Source organism: Thermophilibacter immobilis (genome assembly GCF_015277515.1).
GTDB classification, from domain to species: domain Bacteria; phylum Actinomycetota; class Coriobacteriia; order Coriobacteriales; family Atopobiaceae; genus Thermophilibacter; species Thermophilibacter immobilis.
The window spans coordinates 888065-904587 of sequence record NZ_CP063767.1 but is presented as its reverse complement, the minus strand read 5'-3'; the positions used below and the strand labels follow the sequence as shown (position 1 = coordinate 904587).

General features: G+C 64.1%; 17 protein-coding genes. 9 read left to right on the top strand and 8 right to left on the bottom strand.

Annotated elements, in window-relative coordinates; all coding sequences use genetic code 11:
* Positions 1-4: 4 nt before the first annotated feature.
* Positions 5-568, bottom strand: coding sequence for an alkyl hydroperoxide reductase subunit C (ahpC, locus tag INP52_RS04045; RefSeq protein ID WP_194372625.1), 564 nt, complete (start codon positions 566-568; stop codon positions 5-7).
* A gap of 180 nt (positions 569-748) precedes the next feature.
* Between ahpC and INP52_RS04040 the strand changes: the two genes are divergently transcribed.
* Positions 749-1177: a Fur family transcriptional regulator gene (locus INP52_RS04040; RefSeq protein ID WP_194372623.1), complete on the top strand. Its 429-nt coding sequence runs from the start codon at positions 749-751 to the stop codon at positions 1175-1177.
* 51 nt (positions 1178-1228) lie between these two features.
* On the opposite strand, the gene INP52_RS04035 is transcribed toward INP52_RS04040, so the two are convergent.
* A complete protein-coding gene (locus INP52_RS04035; RefSeq protein ID WP_194372621.1) occupies positions 1229-1762 on the bottom strand; it encodes a hypothetical protein in 534 nt (177 codons plus the stop codon).
* 281 nt (positions 1763-2043) lie between these two features.
* Between INP52_RS04035 and INP52_RS04030 the strand changes: the two genes are divergently transcribed.
* From INP52_RS04030 to INP52_RS04020, 3 genes are all read left to right on the top strand, one after another.
* Entirely contained in the window at positions 2044-3276 is a 1233-nt protein-coding gene (locus tag INP52_RS04030) for a hypothetical protein (protein ID WP_194372619.1), read from the top strand.
* Positions 3276-3920 (top strand): M48 family metallopeptidase, encoded by a 645-nt coding sequence (locus tag INP52_RS04025; protein ID WP_194372617.1) that lies wholly within the window; start codon positions 3276-3278, stop codon positions 3918-3920. The genes INP52_RS04030 and INP52_RS04025 overlap by 1 nt, the downstream gene beginning before the upstream one ends.
* A 447-nt stretch (positions 3921-4367) precedes the next feature.
* The gene (locus INP52_RS04020; protein WP_228478414.1) at positions 4368-4853 is read left to right on the top strand and encodes a pyridoxal-phosphate dependent enzyme; all 486 of its coding nucleotides are present in this window, start codon (positions 4368-4370) and stop codon (positions 4851-4853) included.
* 200 nt (positions 4854-5053) lie between these two features.
* Here the strand turns inward: INP52_RS04020 and INP52_RS04015 are convergent, their stop codons facing one another.
* The gene (locus tag INP52_RS04015; protein ID WP_194372615.1) at positions 5054-6913 is read right to left on the bottom strand and encodes a carbon starvation CstA family protein; all 1860 of its coding nucleotides are present in this window, start codon (positions 6911-6913) and stop codon (positions 5054-5056) included.
* A gap of 378 nt (positions 6914-7291) precedes the next feature.
* On the opposite strand from INP52_RS04015, the gene INP52_RS04010 reads away from it, so the two are divergent.
* Positions 7292-8278, top strand: a complete 987-nt coding sequence (locus tag INP52_RS04010) for a hypothetical protein (protein ID WP_194372613.1) — start codon at positions 7292-7294, stop codon at positions 8276-8278.
* Between the two features lie 419 nt (positions 8279-8697).
* On the opposite strand, the gene INP52_RS04005 is transcribed toward INP52_RS04010, so the two are convergent.
* Positions 8698-9762: a hypothetical protein gene (locus INP52_RS04005; protein WP_194372612.1), complete on the bottom strand. Its 1065-nt coding sequence runs from the start codon at positions 9760-9762 to the stop codon at positions 8698-8700.
* A gap of 392 nt (positions 9763-10154) precedes the next feature.
* Between INP52_RS04005 and INP52_RS04000 the strand changes: the two genes are divergently transcribed.
* Positions 10155-10733, top strand: a complete 579-nt coding sequence (locus INP52_RS04000) for a xanthine phosphoribosyltransferase (RefSeq protein ID WP_194372610.1) — start codon at positions 10155-10157, stop codon at positions 10731-10733.
* Here the strand turns inward: INP52_RS04000 and INP52_RS03995 are convergent.
* Positions 10664-10846, bottom strand: coding sequence for a hypothetical protein (locus INP52_RS03995; RefSeq protein WP_194372608.1), 183 nt, complete (start codon positions 10844-10846; stop codon positions 10664-10666). The genes INP52_RS04000 and INP52_RS03995 overlap by 70 nt on opposite strands.
* A gap of 87 nt (positions 10847-10933) precedes the next feature.
* Positions 10934-11212 carry a hypothetical protein gene (locus INP52_RS03990; RefSeq protein ID WP_194372606.1) on the bottom strand — a complete coding sequence of 93 codons (279 nt, stop codon included), beginning with the start codon at positions 11210-11212 and terminating at the stop codon, positions 10934-10936.
* A gap of 449 nt (positions 11213-11661) precedes the next feature.
* Here INP52_RS03990 and INP52_RS03985 point away from each other — a divergent pair, with 449 nt between their 5' ends.
* From INP52_RS03985 to INP52_RS03975, 3 genes are all read left to right on the top strand, one after another.
* Positions 11662-11985: an ArsR/SmtB family transcription factor gene (locus tag INP52_RS03985; RefSeq protein ID WP_228478413.1), complete on the top strand. Its 324-nt coding sequence runs from the start codon at positions 11662-11664 to the stop codon at positions 11983-11985.
* Between the two features lie 49 nt (positions 11986-12034).
* Complete coding sequence (locus INP52_RS03980; protein WP_194372602.1) at positions 12035-12253, top strand: heavy-metal-associated domain-containing protein; 219 nt, start codon at positions 12035-12037, stop codon at positions 12251-12253.
* A 131-nt stretch (positions 12254-12384) separates the two neighbouring features.
* Positions 12385-14289: a heavy metal translocating P-type ATPase gene (locus INP52_RS03975; protein WP_194372600.1), complete on the top strand. Its 1905-nt coding sequence runs from the start codon at positions 12385-12387 to the stop codon at positions 14287-14289.
* Positions 14290-14366: 77 nt separating this feature from the next.
* On the opposite strand, the gene INP52_RS03970 is transcribed toward INP52_RS03975, so the two are convergent.
* Positions 14367-14846, bottom strand: a complete 480-nt coding sequence (locus INP52_RS03970) for a PTS sugar transporter subunit IIA (protein WP_194372598.1) — start codon at positions 14844-14846, stop codon at positions 14367-14369.
* A 3-nt stretch (positions 14847-14849) separates the two neighbouring features.
* Complete coding sequence (locus INP52_RS03965; RefSeq protein WP_228478412.1) at positions 14850-16505, bottom strand: PTS transporter subunit EIIC; 1656 nt, start codon at positions 16503-16505, stop codon at positions 14850-14852.
* Between the last annotated feature and the right edge of the window lie 18 nt (positions 16506-16523).

Genomic DNA, 16523 nt, shown 5'->3' with positions numbered 1-16523 from the left:
AACCCTACAGCTGGCCCACGAGGTCCAGGGAGGGCTTGAGGGTCTCGGCGCCCGGCTGCCACTTGGCGGGGCACACCTGGTCGCCGTGCTCGGCCACGAACTTGGCAGCCTGCAGGAGGCGCAGGAGCTCCTTGGCGTTGCGGCCGATGCCGCCGGCGGTCACCTCGTAGACCTGAATCTTACCCTCGGGGTCCACGAGGAAGGCGCCGCGCTCAGCGGTGCCGTCGGCGTCGATGAGGACCTCGAAGTCCTTGGTCAGGACGTGCGCCGGATCGGCGAGCATGGGATAGGTGACCTTGCCCACGCGCTCGGAGTCGTCGTGCCAGGCCTTGTGGACGAAGTGGGTGTCCGTGGAGACCGAGTAGATCTCGCAGCCCTCCTTCTGGAAGGCCTCGTGCTCCTCGGCGAGCTCCTCGAGCTCCGTGGGGCACACAAAGCTGAAGTCAGCAGGATAGAAGAAGAACAGGGCCCACTTGCCCAGCACGTCGTCCTTGCTGACCTCCTTGAACTTGCCGTCCTGGTAGGCCTGGACCTTGAAGTCGCCGATCTCCTTGCCGATGAGGGACATCTCTTGCTCCTTTTTCTCGTTGTGGCCGCGGCGTGTCGGGCTCTCCGCGGTTGCAATTATTAGTACTGAATCCTATTATTGATAAGGAATCGCGTTAGTCAAGCACTTTCTCGGGTTTTTTGGCAAAATAAGGAGAAGGGAACGTCTGAGGGGGCGTTTCTCGAAAGGGAGGGAGGAACCATGCAGCAGAGACGCAACACGCACCAGCGACAGCTCGTGCTCGAGGCGGTGCAGGGCCGCTGCGATCACCCCACCGCCGATGACATCTACCTTGAGGTGCGGGCGCGCGACCAGCGCATCAGCCGTGCGACCGTCTATCGCAACCTTCACCTGCTCGCCGAGGACGGACAGATCACCTCGGTGCGGGTGCCCGGAGGCGAGCGCTTCGACCGGCGCCGTGACGACCACACGCACGTGGTCTGCCGCGTGTGCGGCGCCGTCGCGGACGCACCTTTGCCCTACCTCGACGAGCTCGACGAGGACGCCGCACGGGCCACGGGCTACGAGGTGACCTCGCACGAGATTCTCTTCGAGGGAATCTGCCCGACGTGCCAGAAGTCGCTGCGAGACCAGGCGTCCGACGAGGGGCACGAGGCCAGGGGCGCCTGAGCAAGGGAAACGCAGAAGTCAGGGGGGCGCTCCAGGAGCGCCCCCCTACGACTAGCGGGCGAGCTGGTCGGCAACGTACGCCGCGCGACCGGCCTGAACGAGAAGCTCCTGGGAGGCCTCGCCGAGACCGAGCGCAGAAAGCGCATTGGCCAGGAACACGTCGACGACATCGTCCGTGACGCCCACGTTGAGCGCGCGCCAGGCATCCACGCCCACGCCGCGTACCGCCGCAAAGAGCAGCGCCACCTGGGCCACGCCGGGCGCGGGGAACACCGCCGTGCCCTGACGCACGCCGCGGTGGTCGGCCACGTGCTCGCTGCGCAGGCGCGCGCGCTCGGCGAGCGCAGCGAGCTCGTCGGCGTCCTGCGAGGCCGTGGCGCCGTAAAGCCCCTCGATGAGCTCACCGAACGCGTGGCCGCACGGCACGAATCCGGGATCGGCCGCCATGGCAGACGTCATCGTGTCTCCCAGGCCGCAGAGCTCGGCGGCAAGGAGAGAGCGCGCCCGCTCGACCTCGCTCGTCTCGGTCGCGCTGGTGACTGCCGTAACGGGACCGTGCTTTACCTGCGCATTGCTCTCGCTCATGCGCACTCCTTTCGGTTGGGTTCTCCGCCAGTCTACAAGACGAGGCCGCGCGAGTCCCCTGGGCCTCGAAAATGCCACCAATGAAACAGCGGGTCTACCACCTGGAGGAATCCTCCTCCTAAAAGAGCCCTTCGAGCGACCCCCCTCCCGCAAGAAAAGGGGCCGATTATAAGTTGTCGAATCTGATACCTATAATTTGCACACACGGAACCCCTATAATCTTCCACAGCGCGCGAGGCCCAAGGCCGCGAGCACGACGAGCGGCAGAAAGGACGGACGCAATGGGCGAGATACACCTAGGAATAGGGTTCGCGACGGGCCGGAGGAACTTCAGGAAGGTCCTCTCGGCCTACATACACACGTGGAGGACCACTAAGTGCGACCTGCCGGCAGGCACGGAGGTCAGACTCCACCTCTTCGTGGCCTACGACGTCGAGTATCGACACACCAAGTCTACCGACTACACGAACCTGCCCCAGGACCTCGTGGACGCCTTCGACAGCATCACCTTCGTCGGCGCAAAGAACTCCTACGGGCCCCTCGAGCGGCTGAGGGGCAGCGGGGACCTCACCCGCGCCGAGCTGAGGAGCGTCTTTGGAGCTGGATACGCGGGGAAGCGAAACGCCGCGCTCTTCGCCGCCCTGGAGAGCCGGATGGACTACTTCCTCTTCCTCGACGACGACGAGTACCCCATGGCCGTGGCGAAGACGCACGAGACCTGCATCTGGTGCGGGCAGCGCGTGCTGACCACCCACCTCAGAGAGATCGGCGAGGCGGACTACACCAACGGCCTGCACTGCGGCTACGTCTCCCCGATCCCGCAGATCAGCTTCGACGGCACCCTGGGCGAGGGGGACTTTCGGCGCTTCGTCGAGGCGATCAGCAACGACATCGTCAGCTGGGACAGCATCCGGTCCCTCATGGAGTCGGACGGTGTGACGTACGCCACACCGGAGCTGCTGATCTCGCGAGAGTCCCAAAACGTGCCCCTTGTAGGCGGCTGCAGGTTCATCTCGGGCGCAAACCTCTGCATCAACCTGCGCGACCCACACCGGACGCTCCCCTTCTTCAACCCGCCGGGCGCCCGCGGGGAGGACACCTTCCTGTCCACCCTGCTCGAGGACCGAACGGTGCGCCGGATACCGACGTACACGTTTCACGACGGCTTTGCGATCTACCAGCACCTGCTTGACGGCGTCCTGCCCATACACCTCTCCGAGATCCAGGCGGGCTCACCGTCGATAAACACGCGCTTCCTGAACGCGTGCGTGGGGTGGGTCCGCTACAAGCCCCTGCTCACCTACCTGACCGCGCCGCAGGACTACGAGAAGAAGATGCGCTCGATGCACGAGGCGCTCGACCAGACGCTGCCCGCCCTGGCAGAGTACTTCCAGGATCGCCGCTTCTTCTCCATCACCACGGAGCTGGACAAGTACGCCAAGAACGTGGAGAAGCACGCACGCCGCTTCGAGCTCTCCCAGAGCACCTGGCAAAAGATCGTGGACCACCTCTGATGGGTTCGCATGCGAGGAGCGGAGCCGCCTTCGAGCTGTGCGCCGGGGGCGTCCCCGTGGAGGTGGAGCGCACGCGCGTCCGCCGGCTCAACCTGCGCGTGCGACCGGACGGCACGGCGCACCTGAGCGTTCCCACGCGTGTGAGCCCGGCCGAGGCGCAGCTCTTCTTGGACGCCCACGCCGCCTGGCTGCGCGAGCGCGTCGAGGCACGCCTGGCCCCGGAGCCCAACGACGCCCTGGTAGCCCTGTGGGGCGCGCTTGCGGACCTGCCGGACGCGACGACCCCCGACGAGCTCTGGCGCCGTGAGCTCTCAGGCGCTCTGCCTGCGGTCGTGCGGCGCATGGAGGAGGCCACGGGCCTCTGTGCGAGCGGCTGGCAGCTGCGCGCCATGACGAGCCGCTGGGGCTCGTGCACGCCCACGAACGGGCGCATCCGCCTCAACGTGCGCCTAGCCGCCTACCCGCCGACCTGCCTCGACTACGTGGTTGCTCACGAACTCACGCACCTGGCCGAGCCCAGCCACAACGCCCGCTTCCACGAGCTTCTCGCCCGTGCCTATCCCGACGAGCGCGCCGCACGCGCCCTCCTGCGGCAGAGCGCGCGCACGCTGGCCACGGCATCACTGGAAGACATGCGCGTCTGACCTGCTGTTTGTTCTACGAACGGTCGCATCTTATCCGCAGGCGGCATCATTTTGTGCATCTGGCGAGCCGAACGCACTCGCAACAAAGCCGCGCGAGGGTGAGTTCCATCGTCACCCTCGCGAAGGGCAAAAAGATGGTCTATCTCACCCTCATCTCTTTCTGCGGCGCCGAGGCGCCTCGCGGCGCATGGTGGTGGACAAGGACCTCTCGACTTCCGGACTGACGACGGCCACCCGCGCATACACCTACCGGGCCCTCGGACACGTTCCGGGGGTCCTTTTTTGTATGCGCCTACCGCCTCTACCTCTTTGAGGACCAGATTCCCACGGCCTGGTACAACCTGCGCGCTGACATGGCCGACAAGTCCGAGCCCATGCGCCTGCCCAACGGGCAGGCGGCCACAGTCGACGACATCTCCCCCGTCTTCGCCCGCGCCCGTACAGGAGATGTATCGCGTCTACCGCCCGAGCCCCCTGTGTCGCGCCTACAACCTCGAGCGCGCCCTCGGCACGCCGGCGAAGATCTACTACCAGTTCGAGGGCAACAACACCTCGGGCTCATACAAGCTCCACTCGGCCCTGGCGCAGGCCTACCACGCGCACGCCCAGGGCCTCACCAACATCACCACCGAGACGGGTGCGGGACAGTGGGGCACCGCTCTGGCCGAGGCGGCCAAGCGCTTCGCCAAGCTGGAGACCATCCTGCCCGCGCCCGAGAGCGCCCACGCGATCTTTGTCGCCATGCGCGGGGGCGAGAGGTGCCGCGAGGCGGGCGAGGCCGAGACGATCCTATTCGGCCTCACGGGAACCGGCTACTTCGGCATGGTGGCTTACGACGCGTTCAACCGCGGCGAGCTCGAGGACCACGTTCCCACCGACGATGAGATCGAGGCTGGCTTCGCCACGATCCCGCACGTCGCAGGGTTGCAGTAGGAGAGACGGGTCCGAGGGCCGCGACGACGCGAGGCGACCCGTCGAGTTAGCATCTGCGGAGAAAAACACGCCTGAGGCGGTCGTTTTTCTCCGCAGATGCTACGTCGATGAATACGCTGCGGAAGCGTGCCACCGCCCAAAAAGAGGACCCACCGGCAAGAGCATCGCCGGTGGGTCCCGGTTACGCGCTTGCCGGCGCGCTACCTTGCCAGCTGAGTGCCCGTGAGGTCAGAGGCCGCCGCACCGCGCTCGCCAGCCGCGGCGCAGTTCTTGCGGCCGAGCTCGCTCCACTCGGGCTCCTCGTCGGGCATCGAGCCGACCCTCTTGGTGAAGAGCTCCTTCAGGCAGCTGTAGGCCACGATGAGGCCGAGCGCCACAAGCAGGATCGCAAAGACGAGCTGCAGCCCGGAGGTGGCGACGACGCCCGCCCCGCCCGCCGCGAGCGCCCTGGCGCAGTTCACGATGCTCATCACGAGCGAGGTGAACGTCGAGCACAGCAGAAGCGCCACCGGCGCGTAGAGCATGAAGCCCCTACGACCGGTGCACTTGCAGAACACGGCGAGCGTGATCATGCACATGCCGCCGAGCAGCTGGTTTGACGCGCCAAACAGTGGCCAGATCGCGAGGTAGCCGCCAAAGGCCAGGGCCACGCCCGGGATCAGCGTGACCACGGTGGCAAACCACGGGTTGCCGAGCGCCCTCATGGCACCGGTTCGCTCCCCCTTGGCAGAAGAGGTGGCCAGGGCATCGTTGGTGGAGGCGAAGAACTCGGAGAAGGACGTGCGAGCGATGCGCGCCACGGCGTCGAGCGAGGTGAGCGCAAGCGCGGAGACGTTCATGGTCATGAAGACGGTCGCGACTGCGGACGGGACGCCGAACGAGGTCATGCCGCGCGCGACGCCCGAGGCGAAGATCTGGAACGGGGTCGAGGCCACGCCATTGTTGAGGGCGCCGGTGCCGGCGGTGTTCATGTCAGAGAACATGATACCGGCTACGACGATGGCGAGGATGCCCACGAACGACTCGAGCACCATGGCGCCAAAGCCCACGGGTAGCGCGTCCTTCTCGCTGGCGACCTGCTTGGAGGAGGTGCCGGAGGACACGAGACTGTGGAATCCGGAAAGGGCGCCGCAGGCCACGGAGACGAACAGGACCGGGAAGAGGTAGTTGCCCTTGGAGGCCAGGGCGTCGAAGGCCTCGGACGAGACGACCATGGGCACCGTGATGGTGGCCTGCCCGTTGGCGCCCATGACGAAGATGCCGGCCATGGCGCAAACGATCATGGCGACCATCATGATCGTGGTGAGGTAGTCGCGCGGCTGCTTGAGCGTCTGGATGGGCATGCCGGCGGCAAAGACCACGTAGACGGTCACGATGGCGATCCAGGCGTTCATGCCGAGCGCGAGCGGAAACGCCATGCCGAGCGCGAACATGGCCACGATCAGGGCCACGGCAAGGACGAACTGGGGCGCGCCCGAGAGCTGGAAGTGACGGCACGCCCACCCGAAGAGGATGGCCACGAAGGTGAAGAGGATCGAGATGGTGCCCGCCGCGCCGGCCGCGTAGTTGGCCGACGCGCTCGCGGCGGCGGACTGTGCGAAGGTCCCGCAGACCATCGAGGTGAAGGCCGCAATCACGATGATGCAGAAGAGCCAGCTGAACAGCAGGAACAGGCGTCGACCGGTGCGTCCGATGTACTTCTCGACGAGCTGGGCGAGCGACTTTCCGTTGTTCCTCATGCTGGCATACAGGGCACCGAAGTCGTGCACGGCCCCGAAGAAGATGCCTCCCACGAGGACCCACAGGACCACGGGCAGCCAGCCGAACATCATGGCCACGATGGTGCCCGTGACGGGGCCCGCCCCGCAGATAGACGAGAACTGATGCGAGAAGACCGTGAAGCACGAGGCCGGCGAGAAGTCCTTGCCGTCCTCCATGCGACGCGCGGGGGTGAGCACGTCGGCGTCTATCCCCCACATGCGGGCGAGCCACCGGCCGTAGACCAGGTAGCCCGCGAGCAGCACCGCAGCCGCGACGAGCATCAGCACGATTCCGTTCATTCTCTCCTCCTTGTGGAGCCCGCAACAAAAAGGCGGAGGCCGTCGGGATAATCCCGGACGGCCTCCGCCACATTAGCCGCCCGCATTACCCGGGTCGGCTCTGCCAACCCGCGTCAGATAATGATGCTGCTAATAATGGATAGCTGACGTGCGTGCATGATGTTGTGAGACTTCCTCTTGGGGCGCATATGCGCCGTTATGTGACGCAATCCATGATGCTCCGCTCACCCACACGCGACGCGCACATTCTCGTTCTGATAATGAGGTGGAAATACTTTCTTCTCGCGCCTCATGAACATGAAACCGCATAGATGCGGCCCCATTGGGGGATAAGCAAGGGGAAAAGTCAGCGCTCACCTCTTATCATGAGGAGGTCCCTTGGACATCACATCCCGCCAGGGCGTTCCCCCCGAGGTCGCAGGCACGAGCGACCCCTCCTCTATCTTCCCGAACCCGCAGGTCGTCTCGTCCGTCCCTGCCGCGGACGGGCCCTTCCCCATCGAGGGGCGCCTGCGCAAGGCGCCCCTGCGCATCCCCGACAACTACGCGGGGTGCACAGGCTTCACGCTGTTCGGGCGGCGCATTCGCTCGCTCCTCTACTCGACCGACGTTGCGGTGATCAGAAACTCCAACGCGGATGCGATCTTTGCCGTCTATCCCTTCACGGCCCAGCCCTCCATCACGCAGGCGCTGCTCACGGTCTCCGAGGCCCCGCTCTTCGTGGGCGTGGGCGGCGGGACCACCACGGGCCGGCGCGCCGCCGAGCTCGCCGCCGTCTCGGAGATGCAGGGCGCCGCCGGCGTCGTGCTCAACTCCCCCGCCTCGCCAGAGATGGTATCGCAGGTCGTCTCCACCGTGGACATCCCCGTAATCGCCACCATCACCGCCTTCAACGACGAGGCCTCCGAGAAGGTCTACGCCGGCGCGCGCATCATCAACGTGGCGGCGGGCAGGCACACGGCCGAGGTCATCCGCGAGCTCAGGGCCACCTTCCCCGACCTTGCGATCATCGCCACGGGAGGTCGCAGCGACGAGGCCGCCGCCGCGACGGTGGCGGCCGGGGCCAACGCCCTCATCTGGTCCCCGCCGAGCATCGGCGAGCTCCAGAGAGACATGATGGTGCGCTACCGCGAACGCGCCGAAGCCGAGGCCTCCCAAGCCAAGGCGAGCACCGCCGAGGAACCTCCTGTCGTGGTACCCGACCTCACGGACATGCCCATCGCCGACGTCCCCACTGGCGTGGTCACCACGGTGCCCCCCGAGTCCGAGGCTCCCTCGCACGGAAACGCCAAGGAGTTCGTGAGCCCCTTCCGCGGGCGTCTGCCCCGCCTGCCCTTCTTTGGCCGCAGGAACGCAGGCAAGTAGGCGGGCACAACGGCGGGGCGCTCCACGGGGCGTATTCGGCGGTTTTCTCGCCAGAAGTGCGTCGAGTGCGTCGCGCGGTGATATGAGCCTGGCCGCGCGGGGCACTCGACGTATTTTATGGCTGGCAAGGGCCTCACGGGGCACATGCGTTGTTTTTCTCGCTAGGAAAGCCGCAAATGCCCCGGCAGCCAATCGAGTTTTAGCCGAGCGGGGCACTTGCCACGTTTTGCAATTGATAAGTGCCGCATTTGCCCCGCACGATTCTTCTCGTCACTCTTGCGCGGGGCACTTACCGCGTTTCGAAGCCGACAGGCGCCTCATGTGCCCCGCGGCGCTTTTCTCGTCACTATCAAGCGGGGCGGATGCGGCGTTCTGAGAACTCAGAAGCCGCATCCGCCCCGCTCATGAGAAGGCAATCCCTATGCAACGCCCGCCGCCCCACGCGCGCGGAGGAGCGCCTTCCAGTCCGGCATCGCATGCTCTCGCCCCTGTGCCAGCGGCGAGTCTGCGCAGGGTATCCCATAAAGTTCGAGGAGGGCGACGAGCTCCTCGGGACGACGTACCTCGTCCATGCCAAATCTCAGCAGGGGAAGCTGATAAAGGCTGATGAGAGCCTCGCGACGACGCTCGCGGCTGAGCGTCCAGAGTGCTCCTCTTCCTCGCGTCATCTTCTTATCGCGATACTTCTTGATGCCATCGAACTCGCCGAGGACTATACGCCCGTTGGAGAGGGCCCAGACGAAGTCGACGCGGAACGGGCTGCAGGCGTCCAGCGGATTGGCAATCTCAACCTGCAGCTCGGGCACCATGATGTTCTTCTCGATCATGAGGGAGCGTGCGATCGACTCGCCACCACTCTCGGAGCGCCCGTCCGCGTGCGAGAGCGTCTCAAGGGCCTGGGCAACGCCGCGGCGTCCCCTACCCGCGTCGCCAAAGTAGCGCTCGAGCGACTCGCGCCCTCCCGAACGTCCTCGAAGCGCGTAGTCCGCCACGACCATGCCCTCGCTGAAGCTCAGGCGCCGCAGGCAGTCCAGGGTCGTGCGCGCGAGCGGCGTCACCCGCACGCCGGACCGCACGACCGGCCCCTCGCCCGAATAGACACCCCATTCGACATCGCGATACGTGACAAGTTCCGTGTCGCGCAAGCGCGTGACCCGACTGCTCGCCACCTCGAGAGGCGCCTGGAGCTCATAGCTCACGTCGGCACCGAACGCGAGCGCGGCCGACGTTCCGCAGAAGACCCAGTCGGGATTTTTCCGCTGGAGGGAACGCATGACATGAAGCGTTCTCTCTGACTGATCGAGATCTTCCCAGTAGGTACCCCTCGCATAGAGTCCTCTGGCCACACGCGTGAGAGGGCCCTCCTCTCCCGCGCGACGACTCAGGGCGTCAGTCTGGCGTCGCGTGTCGGCGGCCACGCAGCGCCCCTGCTCCTGAGCCTCGTCGAGCACCCCATCCAGCTCCTCGCTCATTGCTCTACTCATCGCGCGCCTCCTCTTCGTGGAAACAGTGTCGCGCAATAAGGTGCGCACGGAGGCTGTGCAGCGGTGCTCACGCCGACGCCCTGCGGGGCAGTCGCGGCACTTTGTTGGCTCCGGGTGTCACAAGCGCCCCGCACGCGACCGAGCAGTCAGAAGAGCGGGGCGCATGCGGCGTTTTTCTCGACAGAAGCGCCGCATGCGCCCCGCCTGGCAAGAAACGCGACCGATGCGACCGCGTGCGTCAGACTCCGGGCAGACTCGCAGACGGCGCGATCGCGCCCGCAGGCGGCTCTCGCCAGAGCCCACAAAACAAGAAGAGAATTGGCGAGGGGGAGAAATTCCGGCGCGCTCACGTCATACTGTACGGGGCACACGCAACGCGAGGGGGAGGCTGCATGAGGGAGCTCGAGGATCGCATTCGTCAGGACGGGATTGTGCGCGAGGGAAACGTCCTCAAGGTGGACAACTTCCTTAACCACCAATGCGACGTGGGCCTGTACGACCGCATGGGGGCAGAGTGGGCCCGCCTGTTCGCCGGGCAGCGCGTGGACAAGATCCTCACCATCGAGTCCTCGGGTATCGGCATCGCCTGCGTCGCCGCACGCCACTTCGGGGACGTCCCCGTGGTCTTCGCGCGCAAGACCGAGTCCAAGAACCTCGACGGCGACCAGTATCGCACACAAATCAAAAGCTACACCAAGAAGCGCATCTACGAGGTCATCGTCGCCAAGCGCTTCCTGGTCCCCGGCGAGCACGTCCTTGTCATCGACGACTTTCTGGCCATGGGATGCGCCATGGACGGGTTGCTCCAGATCTGCGAGGGTGCCGGCGTGATCGTGGAGGGCATCGGCATTGCCGTCGAGAAGGGCTTCCAGCCGGGTGGCGCGAGCCTGCGCGAGCAGGGCTATCGGGTGGAGTCGCTCGCACGGGTGAGCTCGATGGACGCGCGCACGGGAGAGATCGAGTTCGCGTAGCGCGCGTCGGGGACCTCCATGTCGCCGGCGACGGTGCAGCTGGCAAGAAGCTCCTCGCGGGACATGCCGGCCGTGAGGTCGCGCTGGGCCGTGAAGCAGAACTCCACCTCCACCAGCGGCTCGTTGAGGTGACGCTAATCGAGCGTGCAGGGCGTGGGCACGAAGCGCGGCGCCACCTGCGCGCCGTAGAGCGGGCAGTCCTAGTCGAGCATGCGCTGTGTCTCCGGTGAGGTGAGCGACACCTTGTAGCCGCCCAGAGCCTCGCACTTGCGGGCCATGACCGCGTCCTGCACGGCGTAGGCGGTGGCGTCGTCGCAGACGACGCCCTCCCAATCCGACTCGTCAAGCGGCTCGTTCTTAAGGCCGTGGAGGTCGCGCCGATAGGCCTCGTAGAGCGCGTAGACCAGCTGCCGCTGGCGTTCGTCGAGCGTGACGGTGTCGTGCGTTGGGGAGGTGCTTTCTTCGCGTGCGTCTGTCATGGCGTTCCCTTCGTTGAGCGTGGGTCACGCGACCGGCCGGCCGCGCGCGTGGTACCCGCATAAAAAAGGACCGGGGCGATGGAATTGACCCAACGGCCCCGGTCCCAAGAGCCGCCCGCAGAAAGCGGGCTGGCTCGATATGCCAACCCGCTAGCTGATAATCGCGGCAATAACCTGCGTGTTGCTGAACAGGCGTCTCATGTAACGGCGTTCCTTACGTAAAGCTGACCACAAGCGCTCTCGCCCCTGGTGACGAGCATCATGCCACGTTTTTGTCGCCTGTCAAGAGAATTCCCACGTGCGCGTGGAGGGACCGGCCCCGCCAGCCACCCACGCCCCGCCAGCATGAAGTTTCCCTTGACATCTGAACATGTGCTCATATAATCGTACTCAAGAAACATATGAGTACATGTTCAGATGTTCGGATACGCATCAACAAGGGAGGTCGCATGTCCACCTGCTTCGAGGTCGGAGAGACCCCCGGCGAGATGCCCGACGAGGAGCGCCTCTACGACCTCGCAGACCTCTTCAGGGTGTTCAGCGACACGACCCGCATCAAGATCCTCTTCGCCCTCATGGGCCGCGAGCTCTGCGTGGCCTGTATTGCCGAGGAGACGGGGACCACCCAGAGCGCCGTCTCGCACCAGCTGCGCACGCTCAAGCAGGCTCATCTGGTGAAGTTCGTGCGCGACGGGCGCAACGTGGTCTACTCGCTCGCCGACGACCACGTCTACACCATGCTCAGCCAGGGGCTCACCCACGTCTGCGAGTAACGCTTATAAATGGGGCGCGTCCGCGTGCCCCTGAGGAAGGGAAGGCGCCATGCGCAAGGTCTACAAGCTCGACGAGATCGACTGCCCCACCTGTGCCCAGAAGCTCCAGGACGCCCTCGCCAAGGTCGACGGCGTCCAGTCCGTCTCCGTCAACTTCCTGGCGCAGAAGCTCACCCTCGAGGCAGAAGACGACGGCTTCGACGCCGTCCTCGGTCGCGTCGTGAAGCTCGCCGCCGACCTCGAGCCCGACTGCGAGATCGCCCGCTAGACTCGCTCGTCTCGGGTCACGGGCCACGGGTCACGGGCTCGACACGTCCTCGGCCGCCCGCAGCACGGGCGGCCCCTCTCACCCCTATCATATGCAGAGATGTTCATATGAGCATGTTTGGAGGAAGTTCCATGAGCAAGAAGCAGAAGCGGTGGCTGCGGCGCATCCTGGTCGCGCTCGCGCTCTTCTTCGTCATCCTGGTCGCTGACGAGGGCGGCCTGCTCAGGTCCGCCTTTGGGGCCACCGGCAGCGTCTACGCGAGCTTCGCGCTCTACCTCGTCCCCTACCTCATCGCCGGACACGACGTGCTCCTCAAGGCCGGCAAGAACATCGTCCACGGGCAGGTCTTCGACGAGAGCTTCCTCATGTCCGTCGCGACCATAGGGGCGTTCGCGATGGTGGCCTTTCCCGAGGCGGAGCCCCACATGGCCGAGGGTGCGGCCGTCATGCTCTTCTACCAGGTCGGCGAGCTGTTCCAGAGCTACGCCGTGGGGCAGAGCCGCAAGTCCATCGCGCAGATGATGGACATCGCGCCCGAGTACGCAAACATCGAGCGCGACGGCGAGCTCGTCCAGGTGGACCCCGGCGAGGTGGGCGTGGGCACCGTGATCGTCATCAAGCCCGGCGAGCGCGTGCCCATCGACGGCGTCGTGGTCGAGGGTGCCACCCAGCTCGACACCGCCGCCCTCACCGGCGAGTCGATCCCGCGCCACGTCGAGGCGGGGGCCGAGGTCATCTCGGGCTGCGTCAACATGGACGGGCTCATCCGCGTCCGCACGACCAAGCCGTTCGGCGAGTCCACCGTGAGCCGCATCCTCGAGCTCGTGGAGAACGCGAGCGAGAAGAAGGCCCGCACCGAGAACTTCATCACGCGCTTCGCGCGCTGGTACACGCCCGCGGTCGTCGCAGCGGCGGGCCTTCTCGCCGTGGTCCCGCCGCTGGCCGGCATGGGCCCCTGGTCCGACTGGATCCTGCGCGGCCTGACCTTTCTGGTGGTGAGCTGTCCGTGCGCCCTCGTGATCTCGGTGCCGCTCAGCTTCTTTGGGGGCATCGGCGGGGCGTCCAGGATTGGCGTGCTCGTCAAGGGCTCCAACTACCTCGAGACGCTCGCCGCCGTGGACACCGTGGTCTTCGACAAGACCGGTACGCTCACCAACGGCTCCTTCAACGTCGTGGCCATCCACCCCGAGGAGGACATCGACCCCGACTACGTGCTCTCCTTCGCCGCCTACGCCGAGGCTTTCTCGGATCACCCGATTGCTCTGTCCGTCAAGGAGGCCTACTCGGGCAGGATCGACCAGGCCCGCGTGGCCGACGTGCGAGAGGAGTCCGGTCACGGCGTCCAGGCGCACGTGGACGAGCACGTCGTCCTCGTGGGCAACGACTCCCTCATGGCCGAGCACGGGGCGGGCTGGCACGACTGCGACCTCACCGGGACGATCCTGCACGTCTCGGTCGACGGGCGCTACGTCGGCCACATCGTGATCGCCGACGTGGTCAAGGACGACGCGGGCCAGGCCATCCGCGACCTGCACGCCGCGGGCGTCAAGCGCTGCGTCATGCTAAGCGGGGACCGCGAGGAGGTCGCGGGAGCCGTGTCCGAGCGCCTGGGCCTCGACGAGTTCCACGCCCAGCTCCTGCCGGCCGACAAGGTCGCCGCCGTCGAGGAGCTACTCGAGCGAGAGGGCACGCGCGGCAAGCTCGCCTTCGTGGGCGACGGCATCAACGACGCGCCCGTGCTCACCCGCGCCGACGTGGGGATCGCCATGGGGGCGATGGGCTCCGACGCCGCGATCGAGGCCGCCGACGTGGTCCTCATGGACGACAAGCCCTCCCAGATCGCCCGCGCCATCGGCGTGGCCCGCAAGACCATGCGCATCGTCTGGCAGAACATCGTCTTCGCGCTCGGCGTGAAGCTCGTCATCCTGGTGCTCGCCGCCGTGGGCGTCGCGAACATGTGGCTCGCCGTCTTCGGCGACGTGGGCGTGGCGATCGTCGCCATCCTGAACGCCATGCGCGCGATGCGCGTCCGGTAGCGGGGCAGCCATCACACAGGGGAGCCCCGCATTTGCCCCGGAGCTCCCCTGCCACTTCCCAAGACCCAGATGGTTCCCTACCGGATACGCATGACCTTATCGCCCACGTCCACCATTCCTGCAGAGATAATCTCGAGGTGCTTATCCCCTAAATCAGACACCGTTACGACGGTCTCCGAGCTCTTCCCTGACATCTCAAGTGCGGACAGGTCGACCTCAAGGATAAGGTCACCGGCTGTGACCTTATCGCCCACGTCAACATGGGCTACAAAGGGAGCTCCATCGAGCTCAACCGTATCGATTCCCACGTGAACCATAATCTCTCTGTCTGCATCTGATTTGATACCAATGGCATGCAGTGTCTTGAAAACCACTTCGATGCTTCCTGTCACGGGCGAGAAAATCTTTCCCTCGCTGGGGAGAAACACTGCCCCTTCACCCATCATCCCTTGGGCAAAGACGGAATCAGAGCAATTCGAAAGCGGGCGAATCTCGCCTTTGACCGGACTGACAACGAAATCGCTTGTTGCGTCTCTCAGAAAGTTGAGAAGTCCCATTCCTTACTCCATTCCCAGTGTTTCTCGCATCTGGGTAGCATACAGAGAGGCTTTATTGCCGTAGACGATTTGTATCCCCCCGCTGACCCTAATCACACCATTGGCACCGAGCTTCTTGGTAAACACTTCGTCTTCCTGAATTAGAGAGGGGTCTTCTAACACGAGACGCAGACGAGTGAAACAAGCATCGGCGCTGTCTATGTTGTCAGGGCCACCAACTGCCTCGATAATCCGAGGGATCATCTCGGCTATATCACCCGTCGGCGAGACCTCGGCCGAATCAGGCTCCTGTTCCTCAACTTCACGTCCGGGAGTCCTCAGGTTTCTATGAATGATAAGGAATTTAAAAAGAAAATAGTAAGCCGCAAAGTAAATCGGACCAAGGATAAGAATCACCTGCCAGTTCGAACCCTTGGAGGCACCCATAATCCCATTGAAGATAAGGGAGAGAAATGGTCCACCAAACGCAGTTGAACCTGCAACATTGAAATTAAGTAAAAAGGCGAGCGCATAGGCAAGACCCGCCATCAGTGCGTGGACTACAAAGAGGATTGGAGCAACGAACAGAAACGAGTACTCAAGCGGTTCGGTAATCCCCGTGAAGAAGCACGGGATAACCGCTGCGATCATGAGAGCCGCAACTTTCTTCTTGTTCTGCGGGAGCGCAGTATGGTAAAACGCGAGAGCAGCACCTGTAAGGCCGAACATGGCAAAAATAACTTTCCCATTCATTACAAAGCGAGAAATATCGATGTCGAAATCTGCACTTGGGGAACTAACGATGGCGCTGTAGATATTCGCCGCACCCGTCACGAGATTCCCATCAATGGTGGCTGTTCCACCAAGAGAGGTAAACATGAACGGAAGGTAGACGAAGTGATGCAGGCCGAACGGCAGCAGAAGACGCTCGGCAGCACCGTAGACAAAGCTACCCAACGCACCGGAGCCCAAAATGAAGTCGCTCAGCGCGCTCAGAACAGACTGAATGGGCGGGAAAATGAATGACATCACAATCCCACACAGACTACAAAACACGATTGTTGCCGCTGGTATGAACCGTGTACCGTTAAAGATGGAGAGTACGGGTGGTAGCTCAATCTTATACCAGCGATTATGAATCCAAGCCACAAGCGCGCCCACAAGCAAACCGCCGATAACACCTGTGTCCAGAGTAACTATCCCGAGGATGGACGACTGACCGGTCGCAAGGTTTTTGGGATCAATCGTCCCCAACACTGTGAGGAACGTGCCCATTACCGTGTTCATGGTCATGTAACCAATGAAGCCACAGAGAGCAGCTGTGGCCTTCTCAGACTTTGCAAAGCCATATGCGACGCATATGGCAAAAAGCGCGGGGATGTTGTTCATAACGACATTGCCAGCGACCTTGCAGAGCGAGAAGAACATGCTAGGCACAATTGACCCTAGCCAGGGGACAGCTTTGATGAGAGCTGCATTGGTGAAAGCACTCCCTAGGCCCACAAGAATACCGGCGATTGGCAAAATCAGCACCGGTGTCATAAGAACCTTGCCCAGCCGTTGGAACTTTCCTAGCACCTCTTTTTTATCCATGATTTTCCTCTCCACTGTAAAGACCATATCCGACACACCAACCAATTCATGAACCTGGCCGATATGTCCGATACCGCCATATCCCATACGCCCCTCTAATTTCCG